This is a genomic window from Caulobacter sp. FV1ye6ST (assembly GCF_058681225.1).
In genome coordinates this window covers 2786358-2803894 of the sequence record NZ_CM178733.1, presented here as the reverse complement: position 1 = coordinate 2803894, position 17537 = coordinate 2786358, and the positions used below count along the sequence as shown (strand labels likewise).

Genomic DNA, 17537 nt, shown 5'->3' with positions numbered 1-17537 from the left:
GATGACCGACGAACCCGAAGTCCTGATCCGCGTCGAGAAGAACGTCGGCCGCATCACGCTCAATCGCCCCAAGGCCTTGCACGCCCTGACCCAGGGGATGTGCGAGACCATGATCGGCGCGCTGCTGGACTGGCAGGACGATCCCGAGGTCTACATGGTCCTGATCGACCATACGGGCGAACGTGGCTTCTGCGCCGGCGGCGACATCCGCATGTTGGCCGACAGCGGGGCCAGGGACGGCGTCGAGGCGCGGCGGTTCTTCCACACCGAGTACCAGCTGAACCACCTGCTGTTCACCTATGACACGCCGGTGGTGGCGGTGATGGACGGCATCGTCATGGGCGGAGGCGTCGGCATCTCGATGCCGGCCCACATTCGAATCGCCACCGAACGCACCACCTTCGCCATGCCCGAGACCGGCATCGGCCTGTTCCCGGACGTGGGCGGCGGCTGGTACCTGCCGCGCCTGCCCGGCAAGGCGGGGCTTTGGCTGGCCCTGACCGGCGCGCGGATCAAGGGCGCGGACTGCATGCGCCTGGGCATCGCCACCCACTTCGTCGAGTTCGGCGCCGTCGCGGGGCTGAAGAAAGCAATCGTCGCGGATCCCCGCCGCATCGAAGAGATCCTCAAGAAGTATCGCGCGGACGCCGGCAAGGCCGCGTTGCTGGGCTTCGAGCAGGATCTCAACCGCCTGTTCGTCGGCGAGAGCGTCGAGCAGATCGTCGAATTCCTGACCCTCGACTCCAGCGACTGGGGCAAGGCCCAGCTCGAGGTCATGAAGACCAAGTCGCCCCAGACGTTGAAGGTCGCCTTCAAGCAATTGAAGCGCGGCGCGGCCATGACCGACTTCGCCGACAACATGGTCATGGAATATCGGATCGGTTCTCGGGTCGTGATGAAGCACGACTTCATCGAGGGCGTCCGGGCCGTGATCATCGATAAGGACAACGCCCCGAAGTGGAATCCCGCGACCCTAGAGGGTGTCACGGACGCCATGCTCGAGGAGATTTTCGCGCCGCTTCCCCGCGGGGAAGAATGGAGGCCGCTGACGTAGCCGTCACGCTAGGCTAGGGTCGCACAACAAGAACACGTCGGTTCGGAAGGATTGCCATGCGTAAACCGCTTCTCAGTCTCGTCGCCGTGCTGGGCCTCGCGGCCTGCGCCACCCAGCCGATGATGGGACCTCCGCCCCCGCCGCCGTCCGGCCACGTCGTCGCGCAGATTCCGCCCAACATCGTTTCGGCCCTGAGCGATCCGTCGCGTCCGGCCGCCGACATGATCCGCGACGCCGACCGCCGTCCCGCCGACGTCCTGGCCTTCGCCGGCGTGCGTCCGGGCGCAAAGGTCGCCGACCTGATCCCCGGCGGCGGCTATTTCACCCGCATCTTCGCCAAGGCCGTCGGTCCCAGGGGCCACGTCTACGCCTACGTGCCGGACGAGCTGACAAAGCTGGCCAAGCGGGAGCCGGCGGTCAACGCCATCGCCCGCGATCCGGCCTATTCGAATGTGTCGGTGGTCCTGAACACGCTTCCGAACTTCGCCGCGCCCGAGAAGCTGGACCTGGTGTTCACGGCGCAAAACTATCACGATATGCACGACAAGTTCATGGGCCCCGCCGACCTGGCCGTCGTGAACCGTCAGGTGTTCCGCGCCTTGAAGCCCGGCGGGGTCTATCTGGTCCTCGACCACGCGGCCGAGGCGGGCTCGGGTCTGCGCGACACCGAGACCCTGCACCGGATCGATCCGGCGGTGGTTCGGGCCGAGGTCACGGCCGCCGGCTTCATCTTCGAAGGCGAGAGCACTGTTTTGCGCAACGCTCGCGACCCGCGCTCGGCCAACGTCTACGACCCCGGCATTCGCGGCAAGACCGACCAGTTCATCTACAAGTTCCGCAAGCCGGCCACGGCGCGCTGAGCCGAAAGGCCAACGATACTCAACGATAAGAACCGCGCCCATGAGGCGCGGTTCGCATTTGCAGGGAGCTCTACAATGACCCGCATCGCCTTCATCGGCCTCGGCAACATGGGCGGCGGCATGGCCGCCAATCAGGCCAGGGCTGGCCACGCCGTCCGCGCCTTCGACCTGTCGGCGGCGGCGGTCGAGCGGGCGGTGGCGGCCGGCTGCCAGGCGGCGGCCTCCGTGGCCGAGGCGGTGGCGGACGCCGAGGTGGTGATCACCATGCTTCCGGCCGGTCCGCACGTCCGCTCGGTGTATGGCGACCAGATTCTGAAGAGCGCGGCCAAGTCGGCCCTGCTGATCGATTGCTCGACCATCGACGTCGAAAGCGCCCGCGTCGTGGCCGGACAGGCGGCCGAGGCCGGTTTCCGCTTCGCCGACGCGCCGGTGTCGGGCGGCGTCATGGCCGCGGAGGCCGGCGCCCTGGCCTTCATGGTCGGCTGCGCGACCGGCGATTTCCCGGCGATCGAGGCCGCGCTGACCCCTATGTCGCGCGTGATCATTCACGCCGGCGACCACGGCGCCGGGCAGGCGGCCAAGATCTGCAACAACATGCTGCTGGGCGTCTCGATGCTGGGGACCTGCGAGGCCTTCGTTCTGGCGGACAAGTTGGGTTTGGCCGCTGATCGCTTCTTCGAGATCGCCAGCAAGTCCTCGGGGCAGTGCTGGTCGGTGACCAGCTATTGCCCGGTCCCGGGCGTCGGTCCGCAGACCCCCGCCGACCGCCACTATGAGGGCGGTTTCGCCACCGCCATGATGCTGAAGGACCTGAAGCTATCGCAGGAAGCGGCCGCCAAGGCCGGCGCCAGCACGCCGATGGGCGCACAGGCCGAGGCTCTGTACGCGCTGTTCGACGGCAACGGTTTCGGCGGCAAGGACTTCTCGGCCATCATCGAGCTGCTGCGCGGAAAGCTGGCGCGGCTTACGTGAATCGTCCAAGACGCCGCGTCGCGAGACAGCCCATCGAGCAAGTCGATGCGGCCAATCGCGCAATTCAATTTGCTAGGTAAACGTCCTTAGATAGACACTGATGGCGCTTGGTGCGAAAAACCGCACCATGAATAAGGGGACCTCCGGACCATCGGGCCGGATGGTTTAGAGGCCGAAATGGACTACAAAGCCGCGTTCCGCAGCGCCGTCGACCAGATCCGCGAAGAGGGCCGTTACCGGGTCTTCGCCGACCTGAAGCGACAGCGTGGGCAGTTCCCGCGCGCCACCTGGACCCGCCAGGACGGCTCGGAACGCGAAGTCGTGGTCTGGTGCAGCAACGACTATCTCGGCCAGGGCCAGAACGCGGTCGTCATGGACGCCATGAAGGCCGCCGTCGACGCGCATGGCTCGGGCTCGGGCGGCACCCGCAACATCTCGGGCACAAACCACGATCACGTCCTGCTGGAGCAGGAACTGGCCGACCTGCACGGCAAGGAAGGCGCGCTGCTGTTCACCTCGGGCTATGTCTCGAACGAGGCCAGCCTGTCGGTGGTGCAGAAGATCCTGCCCGGCCTGATCATCTTCTCGGACGAGCTGAACCACGCATCGATGATCGCCGGCATTCGCAACGGCGGGGGTCCGCGCAAGGTGTTCCGCCACAACGATCTGGCGCATCTTGAAGAGCTGCTGGCGGCCGCCCCGGCCGACGCGCCCAAGCTTGTCGCCTTTGAGAGCGTCTATTCGATGGACGGCGATATCGCCGACATCCGCGCCACGGCGGCTCTGGCCAAGAAGTATGGCGCCATGACCTATCTGGACGAGGTCCACGCGGTCGGCATGTACGGCCCGCGCGGCGGCGGCGTCGCCGAGCGCGAAGGCCTGATGGGCGAGATCGACATCATCGAAGGCACGCTGGGCAAGGCGTTCGGCGTCATGGGCGGCTACATCACCGGCGACGCCGAAGTGATAGACGCCATCCGCCTGATGGCCGCCGGCTTCATCTTCACCACCTCTCTTCCTCCCGCGCTCGTCGCGGGGGCTTTGGCCAGCGTCCGCTGGCTGAAGCAGCACCCGGAAGTGCGCGAGATCCACCAGGAACGCGCCAAGACCCTGAAGGCCATGTTCAAGGCCGCGGGTCTGCCGGTCATGGAAAACGACAGCCACATCGTGCCGGTGCTGGTCGGCGATCCGGTCCACACCAAGCTGATCAGCGACATGCTGCTGGCCGATCACGGCGTCTACGTGCAGCCGATCAACTATCCGACCGTGCCGCGCGGCACGGAGCGCCTGCGCTTCACCCCGACCCCGTTCCACACCGACGACATGATGCGCAAGCTGGTCGCGGCGATGGAAAAGTTGTGGGCGCACTGCAACGTAGCCCGCATGGGCGGCCACGCGGCGTAGAGCCTGTCCGTTTCGGATGTCCATCCGAAACGGACAGGCTCTATCCCAAACATTTTGAACCTGGCCTTCGCCACGTTCAGGGGAACGAACGCACTTTCAGCTTCGACCGAACCGCTCATCACCGAAACGAAAAACGCCGCCGGAGCCCGGCGGCGTTCGCGTGTCTCGAAATCTCTATGCGGCTAGCTGCCGCGCCGCACACCCTTGCCCAGGCCGATCTTCTTGGCGAAGTCCGAGCGCCGGGCCGCATAGGCTGGCGCCACCATCGGATAGTCGGGAGGCAGGCCCCACTTGCGGCGGTATTCCTCGGGACTGATGTCGTAGTGCGAACGCAGATAGCGCTTCAGCATCTTGAGTTTCTTCCCGTCCTCCAGGCACACGATGTAGTCGTGCTGCACGGAGCGGCTCACCGGCACGGCCGGCTTGGCCTTTTCGACGGATTGAGGGGCTTCGCCGCCATTGTTGAGCGAGGCGAGAGCGTGATGGACCGTACGGATCAGGTCCGGAATGGCCGTCTGAGAGACTGTGTTCTGACCTACATAGGCCGCCACGATCTCGGCGCTGAGCCCCAGGATATCGACGTCATTGTCGTTCGCCGTGTCGGTGCCGCCGCCCTGAGACGCCATGAGATACCCCATTACCGTTGTTGTCGCTTGAACCTCGCCGGGGGTGAGCACCGCCCTGCAGGACGGCAACGCGAAACGCGACATGTGGTTCCGAGATTGATCGCCGCGCCTATCCCGTTAAAGAGGGCGCCTCTGCCGACTCCCCCAAACGCCCGGAGAGCGAAATGACCCAAGCCAACACCAGCGCCTTTTTCGGCGCGGACCTCGCCACCGCGGACAAGGACATCTTCGACCGCATCGGTCGTGAGCTGGACCGTCAGCAGAACCAGATCGAGCTGATCGCGTCCGAGAACATCGTCTCGAAGGCCGTGCTGGAGGCCCAGGGCTCGATCCTGACCAACAAGTATGCCGAGGGTTATCCCGGCAAGCGCTATTACGGCGGCTGCGAATATGTCGACGAGATCGAGACGATCGCGATCGAGCGCGCCAAGCAGCTGTTCGGCGCCGGCTTCGCCAACGTCCAGCCGCACTCGGGCTCGCAGGCCAACCAGGCGGTGTTCATGGCCCTGCTGCAGCCGGGCGACGGCTTCCTGGGCATGGACCTCGCCGCGGGCGGCCATTTGACGCATGGCAGCCCCGCCAACCAGTCGGGCAAGTGGTTCAAGCCGGTGTCCTACACCGTGCGCCAGCAAGACCAGCTGATCGACTACGACAATGTCGCCGAGGTGGCCGAGCGCGAGAAGCCCAAGCTGATCATCGCCGGTGGCAGCGCCTACAGCCGCGAGATCGACTTCGCCCGCTTCCGCCAGATCGCCGACAGCGTCGGCGCCTATCTGATGGTCGACATGGCCCACTTCGCGGGCCTAGTGGCCGGCGGCGTGTTCCCGAGCCCCATCCCGCACGCCCACGTCGTCACCACCACTACCCACAAGACCTTGCGCGGTCCGCGCGGCGGCATGGTGCTGACCAACGACGAGGCGATCATCAAGAAGGTCAACTCGGCCGTCTTCCCGGGCCTGCAGGGCGGTCCGCTGGAGCATGTCATCGCCGCCAAGGCCGTGGCCTTCGGTGAAGCGCTGCAGCCGGCGTTCAAGGACTATGCGCGTCAGATCGTCGCCAACGCCAAGGCCCTGGCGGAGGCGCTGGGCAAGTCGGGCGTCAACATCGTCTCGGGCGGCACCGACAGCCACCTGATGCTGGTGGACCTGCGCCCCAAGGGCGTGACCGGTCGCGACGCCGAGCACAGCCTCGAGCGCGCCAACATGACCTGCAACAAGAACGGCGTGCCGTTCGACACCGCGCCGTTCACGATCACCTCGGGCATTCGTCTGGGCACGCCGGCGGGCACCACGCGCGGCTTCAAGGAAGCCGAGTTCACCCGCGTGGGCGAGCTGATCGGCGAAGTGGTCAACGGCCTCGCCGCCAACGGTCCGGAAGGCAATGCCGAGGTCGAGGCCAAGGTCCGTGAGGAAGTGCTGGCCTTGACGGCTCGGTTCCCGATCTACAACTAATGGGAAACGGCGCCGCGGGAGGGGCCACATCATGCGTTGCCCCTTCTGCGGCCATGCCGAAAGCCAGGTCAAGGACAGCCGGCCGTCGGAAGACGGCGCGGCGATCCGACGTCGTCGCATGTGCCCCGAGTGCGGTGGCCGGTTCACCACCTTCGAGCGCGTGCAGTTGCGCGAACTGATCATCCTGAAGCGTTCGGGCCGCCGGTCGCCTTTCGATCGCGACAAGTTGGTGCGCTCGATCGCGCTGGCCACTCAGAAGCGTCCCGTGGAGGGCGAGCGTGTCGAGCGCATGATCAACGGCATCGTCCGGCAGCTCGAAAGCATGGGCGAGACCGAACTTCCGTCGTCGTCGGTGGGCGAAATGGTCATGAAGGCGTTGAAATCGCTCGATGACGTCGCCTATGTCCGCTACGCCTCAGTCTACAGGGATTTCAAGGAAACCAGCGACTTCGCCAAGTTCCTGACCGAAGAAGGTCTGAGCGACGCGGTCGAAGAAGAGCTATAGTCCGTTAATCCCTGATGTGTGTTTGTGTGCGCGCCGCCAGCGCGGCCGTGGAGATTCGAAGCTAGATGGTTCAAGACAACATCCGCTTGCTGATCGTGGAGGGCCGAAGTCATTCGGGGATCTCCGACGAACTGCTGCGCGGAGCCGTGCAGGCGATCGAGGCCCAGGGCGCGGAATACGACGTGATCACGGTCTCAAGCGCCCTGCAGATCCCGACGGTGATCGCCATGGCCGAGGAAGCCGGTCACCGCCCCGTGGGCGTGCGCTACGAGGGCTATGTCGCGCTTGGCGCGGTCATCCGGGGCGAAACCTACCATTTCGAACTGGTCGCCAACGAAACCGCTCGCGGCCTGCAGGATCTGGGCATCGGCAAGCGGTTGGCGATCGGCTTCGGCGTCTTGGCCGTCGATGACGAGGACCAGGCCTGGACGCGGGCGCGGGTCAGCGAAGGCGACCGCGGCGGCTCAGCCGCCAAGGCCTGCCTCGAGACCATCGCGCTGAAGCGTCAACTGCTGGGACAGGCCCGATGAGCGGCAACCGCATCCAACCGCGCTCGGTGGCGCGTCTCGCCGCCGTCCAGGCCCTGTACCAGATGGAAGTCTCGGGCGCGGGCGTCGATTCCGTGGTCCGGGAGTTCGCTGAGCATCGTTTCGACCGCGACGTCGAGGGCGAGCGTCTGGCCGCCGCCGACGAGACCTTCTTCGCCGAACTGGCCAAGGGCGTGGTGACAAACCAGTCCAAGATCGACCAGGGCATCGTCAAGCGGCTGGCCTCGGGCTGGCGACTGGAGCGCCTGGACGCCACGGCCCGCGCCGTGCTGCGCGCGGGCGCCTACGAATTGATGTACAGGCCGGACGTTCCGACCGAAGTCGTCATCAATGAGTATGTCGAGATCGCTAAATCCTTTTTTGAGGGTCCCGAGTCAGGCTTCATCAATGGCGCCCTCGACGCGATCGCCCGTGATGCACGAGACTGACGAAGACGACTGGTTCGCGGAAGACGACGCCGCGGCGCCCGCCGCGGCGGAGGCGGCGCCGACTGAATTCGATCATATCGCGCGGCTGCTGCGCCCGCTGACCCGCGGCGACCCGGTGGCCCTGGACCTGCTGGACGACGCGGCCGTGCTGCCGTCGCGCCCCGGCTATGATCTGGTCATCACCAAGGACGCCATGGTCGCTGGCGTGCACTTCCTGGCGGACGAGGCCCTGGACGTCGTCGCCCGCAAGCTGCTGCGAACCAATCTTTCCGACTTGGCGGCCAAGGCGGCCGAGCCCTACGGCTACTTCCTGGCGGTCGGTTGGCCGTCCGGCTCCGACGTCGCCTCGCGCGAGACGTTCGCCCGGGGGCTCGCCGAGGACGGCGCTCTGTTCGACATGTCGCTGCTGGGCGGCGACACGGTCACCACCTCGGGTCCGCTGGTCGTCTCGGCCACGCTGCTGGGTTGGGTTCCGGAAGGCGGCGCCATTCTGCGCCGGGGCGCCAAGCCGGGCGATCGCCTGATGGTTTCCGGCACGATCGGCGACGGTTGGCTGGGTCTTCTGGCCCAGTGGGGCGAGGTGATGGACGCCGACGGCGCCATGCTGCGGCGCTATCGCCAACCCGAGCCGCGCGTCACCCTGCGCGACGCCATGCGCGTCCACGCCAAGGCCGCCGCCGACGTCTCCGACGGGTTGCTGGCCGACAGCGCCCATATCGCAAAGGCCAGCGGCTGCCGGGTGCGGGTCGACCTGGAGCGCCTGCCGCTGTCGCCTGGCGGCCAGGCCTGGCTGGAGCAGCAGCCCGAGCAGGTCGAGGGCCGCATCTCCCTGGCTTCGGGCGGCGACGACTACGAGATCATCTGCGCCGTCGATCCGAACGAGGCCTGGAACTTCCGGATCGCCGCGGCCGCCGCTGGCGTGAAGGTCAGCGAGATCGGCGAGTTCGTGGAGGGCGAGGGGGTCTCGGCCTACTACAAGGGTCGCGACGTCACGCCCTCGCGCCTGGGCTGGCTCCACGGCTGATCCCGACCAAGGCGCGGGGAAGGCGCCGATTAGGTTAATCTCAAGCCCTGTCGGTTATGGACGATGCCATGACCCGTCTCGTCACGCCCTCCCGCCGTCTCCTGCTCGCCGCCGCCTTCGCGGCCGTGTCCGCGCCCGCCTTCGCCAGCAGCGGCAAGAAGGAGGAGAAGAAGGAGGGCGAGGGCCAGGCGCTCGACCCCACCTACAAACTAGGCTCCATGACCATCCCGATCATCGCCAACGGCCGGATCGTCAACTACGTCTTCGTGGCCATGACCCTGAAGCTGAAGGAGGGCGCTGACGCCGCGGCGCTGAAGGATCAGGAGCCGATGTTGCGCGACGCCATCGTCCGCGCGGCCTACAAGACCCCGTTCACCCGCGCCGACACCTGGAAGGAAGTGGATGGTCCGCGGCTGACCAACTTCGTTCTCAGCCAATGCGGCGTGCTTCTGGGCAAGGGCAAGGTCGCTTCGGTGGAGATCGTCAAGCAGATCCCCCGCCAGCAGTTGATGCCGCCCAAGTCCAGCATCCAGCCGCCCAGCCAGGGCGATCTGCACCCCTGATTCCATCCGAAGCGCCAAGTCTTGCCGCGGCAAAGGCTTGCGCCGACGCGGGTTGCGCGCCTCCCGGCCATCTGACAGTCTCTTTCGGATGACGCCGTTCGGCTGTCATTTTGGGAGCATCGAGGGGGCACGAGGCCAAAGGCCCGCCCGTCGATCCGGGCGGTGGTTTGACGTGCGTCATTACCTCCAGCCGCCGGGACCGGCATCCCCCTCGTGATTGGAAGCGCGAAGGGGCGAAGAACCTAATGAGTCTTTGGCTTTATCTGGCCATCGGGGCCGGGCTGCTGGCGGTGCTTTACGGCGCCGTGCAGACGGCCAGTCTGATGCGGGCGTCGCCCGGCAATGCGAAGATGCAGGAGATCGCCGCGGCGATCCAAGAAGGGGCCCAGGCCTATCTGCGTCGGCAATATCTCACCATTTCGATCGTCGGCGCGGTCATCCTGGTCGTCGTCTATCTGCTGATCGGCCAGTGGGCCGCCCTGGGCTTCCTTGTCGGCGCGGTGCTTTCGGGGGCGGCCGGCTTCGCCGGCATGCTGATCTCGGTCCGCGCCAACGTCCGCACGGCCCAGGCCGCGTCTGAAGGCCTGGCCAAGGGCCTGTCGCTGGCGTTCACCTCCGGCGCCATCACCGGCATGCTGGTGGCCGGCTTCGCGCTGCTGGGCGTCGCGGGCTACTACTGGCTGCTGACAGGTCCGCTGGGCCTGGAGCCCACCGGCCGCGGCGTCGTCGACGCCCTGGTGGCCCTGGGCTTCGGCGCCTCGCTGATCTCGATCTTCGCCCGTCTGGGCGGCGGCATCTTCACCAAGGGCGCCGACGTGGGCGGCGACCTGGTGGGCAAGGTGGAAGCCGGTATCCCGGAGGATGACCCCCGCAACGCCGCCACCATCGCCGACAACGTCGGCGACAATGTCGGCGACTGCGCCGGCATGGCCGCCGACTTGTTCGAGACCTATGCGGTGACCACCGTCGCCACCATGGTCCTGGCCGCCATCTTCTTCCGCGGCACAGAGGCCGTGGGCGCGATGATGCTGCTGCCGCTGGCGATCTGCGCGGTCTGCATCGTCACGTCGATCATCGGCGCGTTCTTCGTCCGCCTGGGCAAGAGCCAGAACATCATGGGCGCCCTCTACAAGGGCCTGATCGTGACCGGCGTGCTGTCGATCCCGGCCGTCTGGTACGTGCTGCACGACCTTATCCCGACCCCGGTCGTGACGGCCGTGCGCACCTATACCGCCGATGGCCTGTTCTATTGCGGCCTCGTCGGTCTGGCGGTCACCGCCGCGATCGTCATGATCACCGAGTACTACACGGGCACCAACTTCCGCCCGGTGAAGTCGGTGGCGCAAGCCTCGGTCTCGGGTCACGGCACGAACGTGATCCAGGGCCTTGCCATGTCGCTGGAATCCACGGCCCTGCCGGCCCTGACCATCATCGTCGGCATCGTGGTGACCTATAATCTGGCGGGCCTGTTCGGCATCGCCATCGCCACGACCACCATGCTGTCCCTGGCCGGCTTCATCGTCGCTCTGGACGCCTTCGGTCCGGTCACCGACAACGCCGGCGGCATCGCCGAAATGGCCGGCCTGCCCAAGGAGGTCCGCGTCACCACCGACGCCCTCGACGCCGTGGGCAACACCACCAAGGCCGTGACCAAGGGCTACGCCATCGGTTCGGCCGGCCTGGGCGCCCTGGTGCTGTTCGCCGCCTATACCGAGGACCTGAAGTTCTTCTCCGCCAACGCCGCGCCGGGCAGCTTCTTCGAGGGCATGGGTACGGTGACCTTCGACCTGTCCAACCCCTATGTCGTGGTCGGCTTGCTGTTCGGGGGGCTGCTGCCTTTCCTGTTCGGCGGCATGTCGATGACGGCCGTGGGCCGGGCGGCCGAGGCCGTGGTGGCGGAGGTTCGTCGTCAGTTCCGCGAGAACCCGGGCATCATGACCTATGAGGTCAAGCCCGAGTACGGCAAGGCGGTCGACATCCTCACCAAGGCCGCGATCCGCGAAATGATCGTGCCGTCGCTGCTGCCGGTCGTTTCCCCCGTGGTGCTGTTCTTCGTAATCAAGGCCATCGCCGGAAAGGTCGACGCCTTCGCCTCGCTCGGCGCGATGCTGATGGGCGTGATCGTCACAGGCCTGTTCGTCGCCATCTCGATGACCAGCGGCGGCGGCGCCTGGGACAACGCCAAGAAGGTGATCGAGGAAGGCTTCACCGACAAGGACGGCGTCCTGCACAGCAAGGGTTCGGAGGCTCACAAGGCCGCCGTCACCGGCGACACCGTCGGCGACCCCTACAAGGACACTTCGGGTCCGGCCGTGAACCCGATGATCAAGATCACCAACATCGTGGCCCTGCTGCTGCTGGCGGTGCTGGCCCACGGCTGATCCCTCGGGAGCAGGCCTGAAACTGGAACGCCCCGGAGTTTCCTCCGGGGCGTTTTGTTTTCGGGCCATTCAGTGAAAGGGAGGCGTCGCCGAGAGATCAGTAGACGTCCTCGTGATCCATCTGCGCCAGGGCGTCGGTGATCTCGACCGACGGGTCTCCACGGCGTTCGACGCCGGAGAACTCGTGGTCGATCCGGCGGCGCCGGCAGGGTCCGAAATACGCGGTGGCCCGAACGAAGGGTCGGGGATTGTTCACGATCTCATTGATCCGGTGCATGACGCCGCGCGCGGTCAGCGGCTTGGCCAGGAACTCCGTGACGCCGGCCATGCGCGCGGCGGTCAGCGTGCGTTGAGTGGCGTGGCCAGTCATCATGATGATCGGCACATACGGATTGGGACTGGCGCTCGAGGTGCGGATCCAGCGAATGAACGCCAGGCCGTCGACGGGCGACATCATCAGGTCGGTGAAGACAATGTCGATCTCTTGCGTCTGAAAGATCTTGAGCCCGTCGAGGCCGTCACCGGCCTCGCGGATTCTGCGAACGCCGGCGGCCTTGAGTATTTCGCCCACGAGCTTGCGCATGTTCGCGTTGTCGTCGACCAGAAGCACAGATACGTCACGAAGGTCCATGCCCTCCACAGTGCGTCTCCCAACGTCGCCGTGAATTCATCGCGCCACGACTTGGGTGGCTTGAGTCGATCGTGACCCATTTCCGGTTTATGAAGTGTTGATGGTTGGGTTCCATCTCTGAATTGAGATGGTGAATATAGAATTCAGAGTAAATCGTCTGGATTTACTCGCCGCGCTGATTGTGGCGGGCGTGGCGATGTAAGCGGCGCACGAAAAAGCCGCCCACCTTGCGGTGGACGGCTCCTGTGATCTGTCGTGTTGTCGACCTTGGTCTAGCGGCCGCCCGGACGCTGGCCTGGAGCCTCGTCGTCCTGTGGGAGCATGCCGCCGCGACCGACGTTGCCGAGCAGCTGTTCAAGGATGGTCATCTCGCGGCCACGGGTCGGGGTCTCGCGGCCGTTGTAGGCGATGACCTTGCCGTCCTTCAGCGTATAGGTGTTCACCGAAGCGACCTTCTCGTCGGCCGGGCTGAACTTGATGGCCACGACATCGCGCTTGATAACGCGCGGCCTGTAGAAGGCCACGCGGTCGGTTGTCTGCGAGATGTAGTACCAGGTGTTGTTGTCGAAGGTCGAAACCGCCGACGGCGAACCCAGCTTTTCCATCAGGGTCGACTTGCTGTCCTCGCCGACCTTCATGTCGGTGGGCTTGGCCTCGATGGCCTGAAAGCCGGAGTAGCTGGTCAGCGGCGTACAGGCGGAGGTGGCGATCGCCAGGCCCAGAATGGCGGCGGCGAAAACGGCGGGGCGAGACATCAAGGCTCCGAACCGGAAAATGCAGACTTTGACCTATCGCCCGCGGGAGCTTAGTTCAATGCCCGCGTGAAAGCGGACCCTGCGTCTAGCGGGATGTCGCGGCGAAATCGAGGCGTTTCATGTTTCTGGATCGGTGGCTCAAGCCCAGGCCCGCCAAGGCGGCGGGAGCCAAGCTGTATGCTGGCGCGGTGGCGCAGGCGCGGTCCGCGGCCTTTTATCGCGATCTTGGCGTCCGCGACTCGCTGGAAGGCCGGTTCGAACTGTTCAGCCTGCACGTGATTTTCCTGATCGAGCGATTCAAGGGGCAGGGCGACGCGGCGGCCGAGACCTCGCAGGCGGTGTTCGACTCATATGTGAAGGGCCTGGACGACGCATTCCGCGAGATCGGCGTCTCCGACACAGCGGTCGGCAAGAAGATGAAGAAGCTTGCGGGCGCCTTCTACGGCCGCCTGAAGGCTTATGACGAAGCCGTCGCCACTCTGCCTGAACGGGCGGGCGTGGCCGACTTCCTGGCCCGCACCGCGTTCGAGGAGCGCGGCGAGGGCGACACGGCGGCCCTGGCCGCCTATGTGATCAAGACGCGGGAGGCCCTGGTGGAACAGCCGCTGGAGACCCTGCTGCAAGGAGACGTGACGTGGCCGAACCCGTGACCGCGCCCTGGCCGTGTGAAATCCCGCTGGCCCAGGTGGACCGTGGCGCCGTCAAGCTGCGCCTGGAGCCGTCGGCCGAACAGCGCCAGGCGATCGCCAAGCAACTGGATCTGGTCAGCCTGGAAGAGCTGAGCGCCGAGGTGTTCCTGACCTCGTGGCTGGACGGGGCCGAGGTCTCGGGAATCTTGCGCGCCCGGGTCGTCCAGACCTGCGGCGCGACGGCCGACGACTTCGAAACGCCGATCGACGCGCGCTTCGACCTGCGCGTGCTGCCGGGCAACAGCAAGAACGCGCCGCAGGACGAGGACAGCGGCGACCTGGGTGTCGACCCGGACGCCGATGATCCGCCGGACGTGCTGGAAGGCGACAAGATCGACGTCTCGGGTTACGTCATCGAACACTTGGCCCTGGAGCTGGATCCGTTCCCCCGCAAGCCGGGCGCGGTGTTCGTCCAGCCGCCCGAGCCGGTCGAATTGTCCCCGTTCGCGGCGCTGAAGAGCCTGAAAGGCAAGAGCGAGTAGGGCGCAAGCGCCCGACTCGACCGCTTGCGTGATATTCACGCGGATGTATCGTCCGCCGCCCGGCGAGACCGCCTCTCGGAGCTCACAGCGCCACGTGTCCAAATCCGTAGTCATTTCGGTCGACGCCATGGGCGGCGACCACGGCCCCTCCGTCGTCGTGCCCGGTGTCGCGCAAGCGGCCAAGGCGCATCCGGAGGTGCGGTTCCTGCTGCATGGCGACGGCGCGAAGATCGAGGCCGAGCTGGCCAGGCATCCGGCGGCGAAGGCCGTCAGCGAGGTGCGCCACACCGACAAGGCCATCGGCATGGACGAAAAGCCCGCCCAGGCCATGCGCCGGGGCAAGGGCTCGTCGATGTGGAACGCCATCGAGGCCCTGCGCGAGAACCAGGCCCAGGCCTGCGTCTCGGCCGGCAATACCGGCGCTCTGATGGCGATCTCCAAGCTGATCCTGCGCATGGGGGCGGACCTGGAGCGTCCGGCCATCGTCGCCAACTGGCCCAGCATGAAGGGCGTGACCACCGTCCTGGACGTCGGCGCCAATGTCGAGAGCGACGCGGCCCAGCTGGTCGAGTTCGCGATCATGGGCGCCGCCTACCATCACGCCGTGCACGGCGCCAAGCGCCCGACGGTTGGCCTGCTGAACGTGGGCTCCGAAGATCAGAAGGGCCATGAAGAGGTCCGCGAGGCGCACGCCATCCTGCGCGAGACCAAGCTGGACTTCGACTATCATGGCTTCGTCGAGGGCAATGACATCGCCTATGGCACGGTCGATGTGGTCGTCACCGACGGCTTTACCGGCAATGTCGCCCTGAAGACGGCCGAAGGCCTGGCGCGGTTCTTCACCAACGAGATCAAGTCGACCCTGACCTCGGGCCCGCTGGCCATGCTGGGCGCGGCGATCGCGTCGGGCGCGCTCTCGAAGATGCGCAAGCGGCTGGACCCGAGCCGGGTGAACGGGGCGCCGCTGCTGGGCCTGAACGGAATCGTGGTGAAGAGCCACGGCGGCGCGGACGCCAACGGTTTCGAGTCGGCCATCCGGGTCGCGACCAACCTCGCGCGCAGCGATTTCCGCGCCGAGATCGACAGAAATCTGAAGCGTCTGACCGCTGTCGCGGCCAAGAGCGAAGCCCCGGAGCAGGGGCAGGGAGCGGCCGAGTGAGCGTAACTCGCAGTGCAGTGACTGGCGTCGGCGCGTACCTGCCGCCGAAGATCGTGACGAATGACGACTTGGCCAAGTTCGTCGACACCAGCGACGCCTGGATCATCGAGCGCACGGGCATCCGCCAGCGCCACCAGGCCGCCGACGACCAGCCGGTCTCGGATCTGGCGGTCGAGGCGGCCAAGGAGGCTCTGGAAGCCGCCGGCAAGACCGCCGCCGACGTTGATCTGATCATCGTGGCCACCACCACCGCCGACCTGACCTTTCCCGCCGTCGCCACCATGGTTCAGCGCAAGCTGGGCGCGCCGGTCGGCATCGCCTTCGACATCCAGGCCGTCTGCTCGGGCTTCGTCTACGCGCTGAGCGTCGCCGACGGCTTCGTGGCGCGCGGCCACGCCAAGTGCGCCCTGGTGATCGGCGCCGAGACCATGACCCGCCTGATGGACTGGAGCGACCGCGGCACCTGCGTGCTGTTCGGCGACGGGGCCGGCGCGGTCGTGCTGGAGCCGAAGACCGGCGAGGGGACCACCGAGGATCAGGGCATGCTGGGCTTCGCCCTGCGCGCCGACGGGACCAAGCAGGATCTCCTCTATGTCGACGGCGGCGTTTCGACGACCGGCACGGTCGGCAAGCTGCGGATGCTGGGCAACCAGGTCTTCAAGCACGCCGTGGTCAATATTTCCGAGGCCATCCACGCGGCCGCCGCCAAGGCGGGCGTCGAGGTCGCGGATGTCGACTGGTTCATCCCGCACCAGGCCAACCAGCGCATCCTCGCCGGCGTGGCTCATCGCTGCGGTATCGATGAGGAGAAGGTGATCTCGACGGTCGCCATCCATGCGAACACCTCGGCCGCCTCGATTCCGCTGGCGTTCGCGCACGGCGTGAAGGACGGTCGCATCAAGAAAGGCGACCTGCTGCTGCTGGAAGCCATGGGCGGCGGCCTGACCTGGGGCGCCTGCGTTTTGCGGCTTTAGGGCTTTACGCGCGATGGTCGCCGAAACCGGCATCCACTTTGGGCTATCGCGCTTTTAAAGCGCAACTTGCCCGGAGTTCTCGCCCGGCCTGAACTGTTGGTGTTGAGCCTTTGACTTCATGCGATAATCACGGCATGAGGTCGTCGGTGAATTTGGGCGCGACCTGTTGAGGGCGGTCGCGGCTTACCCAGGTTCGCCGCGAGTACTCCATCGGAGGTGGTCTGTCGGACCGCCAAGATACGCGTGAAGGGGGTTGCATGAAGGGCGCTACTTTGACCCGGGCCGACCTGTGCGAGGCGGTCCATGAAGAGGTCGGTTTGACCCGTCAGGACTGCGCCGGGCTCGTGGAACGCACCCTGGATCTCGTGGCCGAGGCGCTCGAAGAGGGCGAGACGGTCAAGCTTTCCGGTTTCGGCGTCTTCCAGGTCCGCGCCAAGCGCGCCCGCATGGGGCGTAATCCGAAAACCGGCGAGCCGGCCGAGATCGAACCCCGTCGGGTGATCGGATTCCGCGCTTCCCAGGTCATGAAGGCGCGAATCGACCGCGCCCTCGGCGACTAGGAGTTCGATGCGGTGGCGAAGGGGCCTAACGCCTTCCGCACGATCTCCGAGGCCGCCGACGAGCTGGGCGTGCCGCAGCACGTCCTGCGTTTCTGGGAAACCAAGTTCTCCTTCATCCGCCCCATGAAGCGGGCGGGCGGGCGGCGCTTCTATCGCCCGCAGGACGTCGCCGTGCTGAACGGCGTCCGCACCCTGCTGCACAGCGAAGGCCTGACCATCAAAGGCGTGCAGAAGCTGCACCGCGACCAGGGCCTGGCCCAGGTGATCGCCGCCGGCCTTGGCTCGAACGGCTCGGCCAGCCTGGATCCCAATTTCGACTACAAGATTTCGGACGCGCCCGCCAAGCGTCTGGATGCGCACGCGCGCGACCGTCTGGCCTTCGCGCTGGACGACCTGACGGCCATCAAATCGCGCCTGGACGGTCTTCTCGTCAGGGGCTGAATTTCGTCCGAAATCGCTGTTGCCCAACGC

Annotated in this window: 20 protein-coding genes; 17 read left to right on the top strand and 3 right to left on the bottom strand. The window is 66.3% G+C overall.

Annotated elements, in window-relative coordinates:
• Window position 1: 1 nt before the first annotated feature.
• The 4 genes from ACW175_RS13650 (at window position 2) to hemA (ending at window position 4290) form a co-directional block, all read left to right on the top strand.
• Window positions 2–1054 carry an enoyl-CoA hydratase/isomerase family protein gene (locus tag ACW175_RS13650; RefSeq protein ID WP_492100597.1) on the top strand — a complete coding sequence of 351 codons (1053 nt, stop codon included), beginning with the start codon at window positions 2–4 and terminating at the stop codon, window positions 1052–1054.
• A gap of 56 nt (window positions 1055–1110) precedes the next feature.
• A complete protein-coding gene (locus ACW175_RS13645; protein ID WP_492100596.1) occupies window positions 1111–1914 on the top strand; it encodes a class I SAM-dependent methyltransferase in 804 nt (267 codons plus the stop codon).
• 75 nt (window positions 1915–1989) lie between these two features.
• The gene (mmsB, locus tag ACW175_RS13640; protein WP_492100595.1) at window positions 1990–2886 is read left to right on the top strand and encodes a 3-hydroxyisobutyrate dehydrogenase; all 897 of its coding nucleotides are present in this window, start codon (window positions 1990–1992) and stop codon (window positions 2884–2886) included.
• 177 nt (window positions 2887–3063) lie between these two features.
• A complete protein-coding gene (gene hemA, locus ACW175_RS13635) occupies window positions 3064–4290 on the top strand; it encodes a 5-aminolevulinate synthase (protein ID WP_492100594.1) in 1227 nt (408 codons plus the stop codon).
• A 182-nt stretch (window positions 4291–4472) separates the two neighbouring features.
• Here hemA and ACW175_RS13630 read toward each other — a convergent pair whose 3' ends face one another.
• Entirely contained in the window at window positions 4473–4916 is a 444-nt protein-coding gene (locus tag ACW175_RS13630) for a Ros/MucR family transcriptional regulator (RefSeq protein WP_492100593.1), read from the bottom strand.
• Window positions 4917–5080: 164 nt separating this feature from the next.
• Here ACW175_RS13630 and glyA point away from each other — a divergent pair, with 164 nt between their 5' ends.
• The 7 genes from glyA to ACW175_RS13595 all read left to right on the top strand — a co-directional run bounded on the left by glyA (window position 5081) and on the right by ACW175_RS13595 (window position 11816).
• Entirely contained in the window at window positions 5081–6367 is a 1287-nt protein-coding gene (glyA, locus tag ACW175_RS13625; protein ID WP_492100592.1) for a serine hydroxymethyltransferase, read from the top strand.
• Between the two features lie 31 nt (window positions 6368–6398).
• On the top strand, window positions 6399–6872 hold the full coding sequence (gene nrdR, locus ACW175_RS13620; protein ID WP_492100591.1) for a transcriptional regulator NrdR: 474 nt from the start codon (window positions 6399–6401) through the stop codon (window positions 6870–6872).
• 65 nt (window positions 6873–6937) lie between these two features.
• On the top strand, window positions 6938–7402 hold the full coding sequence (locus tag ACW175_RS13615; protein WP_492100590.1) for a 6,7-dimethyl-8-ribityllumazine synthase: 465 nt from the start codon (window positions 6938–6940) through the stop codon (window positions 7400–7402).
• Entirely contained in the window at window positions 7399–7848 is a 450-nt protein-coding gene (gene nusB, locus ACW175_RS13610) for a transcription antitermination factor NusB (RefSeq protein WP_492100589.1), read from the top strand. The genes ACW175_RS13615 and nusB overlap by 4 nt, the downstream gene beginning before the upstream one ends.
• Window positions 7808–8872, top strand: a complete 1065-nt coding sequence (gene thiL / locus ACW175_RS13605; protein WP_492100588.1) for a thiamine-phosphate kinase — start codon at window positions 7808–7810, stop codon at window positions 8870–8872. The genes nusB and thiL overlap by 41 nt, the downstream gene beginning before the upstream one ends.
• Window positions 8873–8940: 68 nt before the next feature.
• Window positions 8941–9435 carry a hypothetical protein gene (locus ACW175_RS13600; RefSeq protein WP_492100587.1) on the top strand — a complete coding sequence of 165 codons (495 nt, stop codon included), beginning with the start codon at window positions 8941–8943 and terminating at the stop codon, window positions 9433–9435.
• Window positions 9436–9680: 245 nt separating this feature from the next.
• Window positions 9681–11816 carry a sodium-translocating pyrophosphatase gene (locus ACW175_RS13595; protein ID WP_492100586.1) on the top strand — a complete coding sequence of 712 codons (2136 nt, stop codon included), beginning with the start codon at window positions 9681–9683 and terminating at the stop codon, window positions 11814–11816.
• Between the two features lie 97 nt (window positions 11817–11913).
• On the opposite strand, the gene ACW175_RS13590 is transcribed toward ACW175_RS13595, so the two are convergent.
• A complete protein-coding gene (locus tag ACW175_RS13590; protein WP_492100585.1) occupies window positions 11914–12456 on the bottom strand; it encodes a response regulator in 543 nt (180 codons plus the stop codon).
• A gap of 263 nt (window positions 12457–12719) precedes the next feature.
• Window positions 12720–13202, bottom strand: a complete 483-nt coding sequence (locus tag ACW175_RS13585; RefSeq protein ID WP_492100584.1) for an outer membrane protein assembly factor BamE — start codon at window positions 13200–13202, stop codon at window positions 12720–12722.
• Window positions 13203–13321: 119 nt separating this feature from the next.
• Between ACW175_RS13585 and ACW175_RS13580 the strand changes: the two genes are divergently transcribed.
• The 6 genes from ACW175_RS13580 (at window position 13322) to ACW175_RS13555 (ending at window position 17507) form a co-directional block, all read left to right on the top strand.
• The gene (locus ACW175_RS13580) at window positions 13322–13852 is read left to right on the top strand and encodes a ubiquinol-cytochrome C chaperone family protein (RefSeq protein WP_492100583.1); all 531 of its coding nucleotides are present in this window, start codon (window positions 13322–13324) and stop codon (window positions 13850–13852) included.
• Window positions 13837–14373 carry a YceD family protein gene (locus ACW175_RS13575; RefSeq protein WP_492100582.1) on the top strand — a complete coding sequence of 179 codons (537 nt, stop codon included), beginning with the start codon at window positions 13837–13839 and terminating at the stop codon, window positions 14371–14373. The genes ACW175_RS13580 and ACW175_RS13575 overlap by 16 nt, the downstream gene beginning before the upstream one ends.
• A gap of 94 nt (window positions 14374–14467) precedes the next feature.
• On the top strand, window positions 14468–15532 hold the full coding sequence (gene plsX / locus ACW175_RS13570) for a phosphate acyltransferase PlsX (RefSeq protein ID WP_492100581.1): 1065 nt from the start codon (window positions 14468–14470) through the stop codon (window positions 15530–15532).
• On the top strand, window positions 15529–16506 hold the full coding sequence (locus ACW175_RS13565; protein ID WP_492100580.1) for a beta-ketoacyl-ACP synthase III: 978 nt from the start codon (window positions 15529–15531) through the stop codon (window positions 16504–16506). Before plsX ends, ACW175_RS13565 begins: the two co-directional genes overlap by 4 nt.
• A 257-nt stretch (window positions 16507–16763) precedes the next feature.
• On the top strand, window positions 16764–17066 hold the full coding sequence (locus tag ACW175_RS13560; RefSeq protein ID WP_099578878.1) for an integration host factor subunit alpha: 303 nt from the start codon (window positions 16764–16766) through the stop codon (window positions 17064–17066).
• 12 nt (window positions 17067–17078) lie between these two features.
• Window positions 17079–17507 (top strand): MerR family transcriptional regulator, encoded by a 429-nt coding sequence (locus ACW175_RS13555; RefSeq protein ID WP_492100579.1) that lies wholly within the window; start codon window positions 17079–17081, stop codon window positions 17505–17507.
• Window positions 17508–17537: the final 30 nt, after the last annotated feature.

Excerpts from the sequence above, each read along its gene's own strand:
- ACW175_RS13585 (WP_492100584.1), bottom strand. The coding sequence starts at position 13,202 with ATGTCTCGCCCCGCCGTTTTCGCCGCCGCCATTCTGGGCCTGGCGATC.
- ACW175_RS13615 (WP_492100590.1), top strand. The coding sequence starts at position 6,938 with ATGGTTCAAGACAACATCCGCTTGCTGATCGTGGAGGGCCGAAGTCAT.
- ACW175_RS13645 (WP_492100596.1), top strand. The coding sequence starts at position 1,111 with ATGCGTAAACCGCTTCTCAGTCTCGTCGCCGTGCTGGGCCTCGCGGCC.
- ACW175_RS13580 (WP_492100583.1), top strand. The coding sequence starts at position 13,322 with ATGTTTCTGGATCGGTGGCTCAAGCCCAGGCCCGCCAAGGCGGCGGGA.
- ACW175_RS13630 (WP_492100593.1), bottom strand. The coding sequence starts at position 4,916 with ATGGCGTCTCAGGGCGGCGGCACCGACACGGCGAACGACAATGACGTC.
- nusB (WP_492100589.1), top strand. The coding sequence starts at position 7,399 with ATGAGCGGCAACCGCATCCAACCGCGCTCGGTGGCGCGTCTCGCCGCC.
- ACW175_RS13595 (WP_492100586.1), top strand. The coding sequence starts at position 9,681 with ATGAGTCTTTGGCTTTATCTGGCCATCGGGGCCGGGCTGCTGGCGGTG.
- nrdR (WP_492100591.1), top strand. The coding sequence starts at position 6,399 with ATGCGTTGCCCCTTCTGCGGCCATGCCGAAAGCCAGGTCAAGGACAGC.
- glyA (WP_492100592.1), top strand. The coding sequence starts at position 5,081 with ATGACCCAAGCCAACACCAGCGCCTTTTTCGGCGCGGACCTCGCCACC.
- ACW175_RS13650 (WP_492100597.1), top strand. The coding sequence starts at position 2 with ATGACCGACGAACCCGAAGTCCTGATCCGCGTCGAGAAGAACGTCGGC.
- thiL (WP_492100588.1), top strand. The coding sequence starts at position 7,808 with ATGGCGCCCTCGACGCGATCGCCCGTGATGCACGAGACTGACGAAGAC.
- hemA (WP_492100594.1), top strand. The coding sequence starts at position 3,064 with ATGGACTACAAAGCCGCGTTCCGCAGCGCCGTCGACCAGATCCGCGAA.
- mmsB (WP_492100595.1), top strand. The coding sequence starts at position 1,990 with ATGACCCGCATCGCCTTCATCGGCCTCGGCAACATGGGCGGCGGCATG.
- ACW175_RS13560 (WP_099578878.1), top strand. The coding sequence starts at position 16,764 with ATGAAGGGCGCTACTTTGACCCGGGCCGACCTGTGCGAGGCGGTCCAT.
- ACW175_RS13600 (WP_492100587.1), top strand. The coding sequence starts at position 8,941 with ATGACCCGTCTCGTCACGCCCTCCCGCCGTCTCCTGCTCGCCGCCGCC.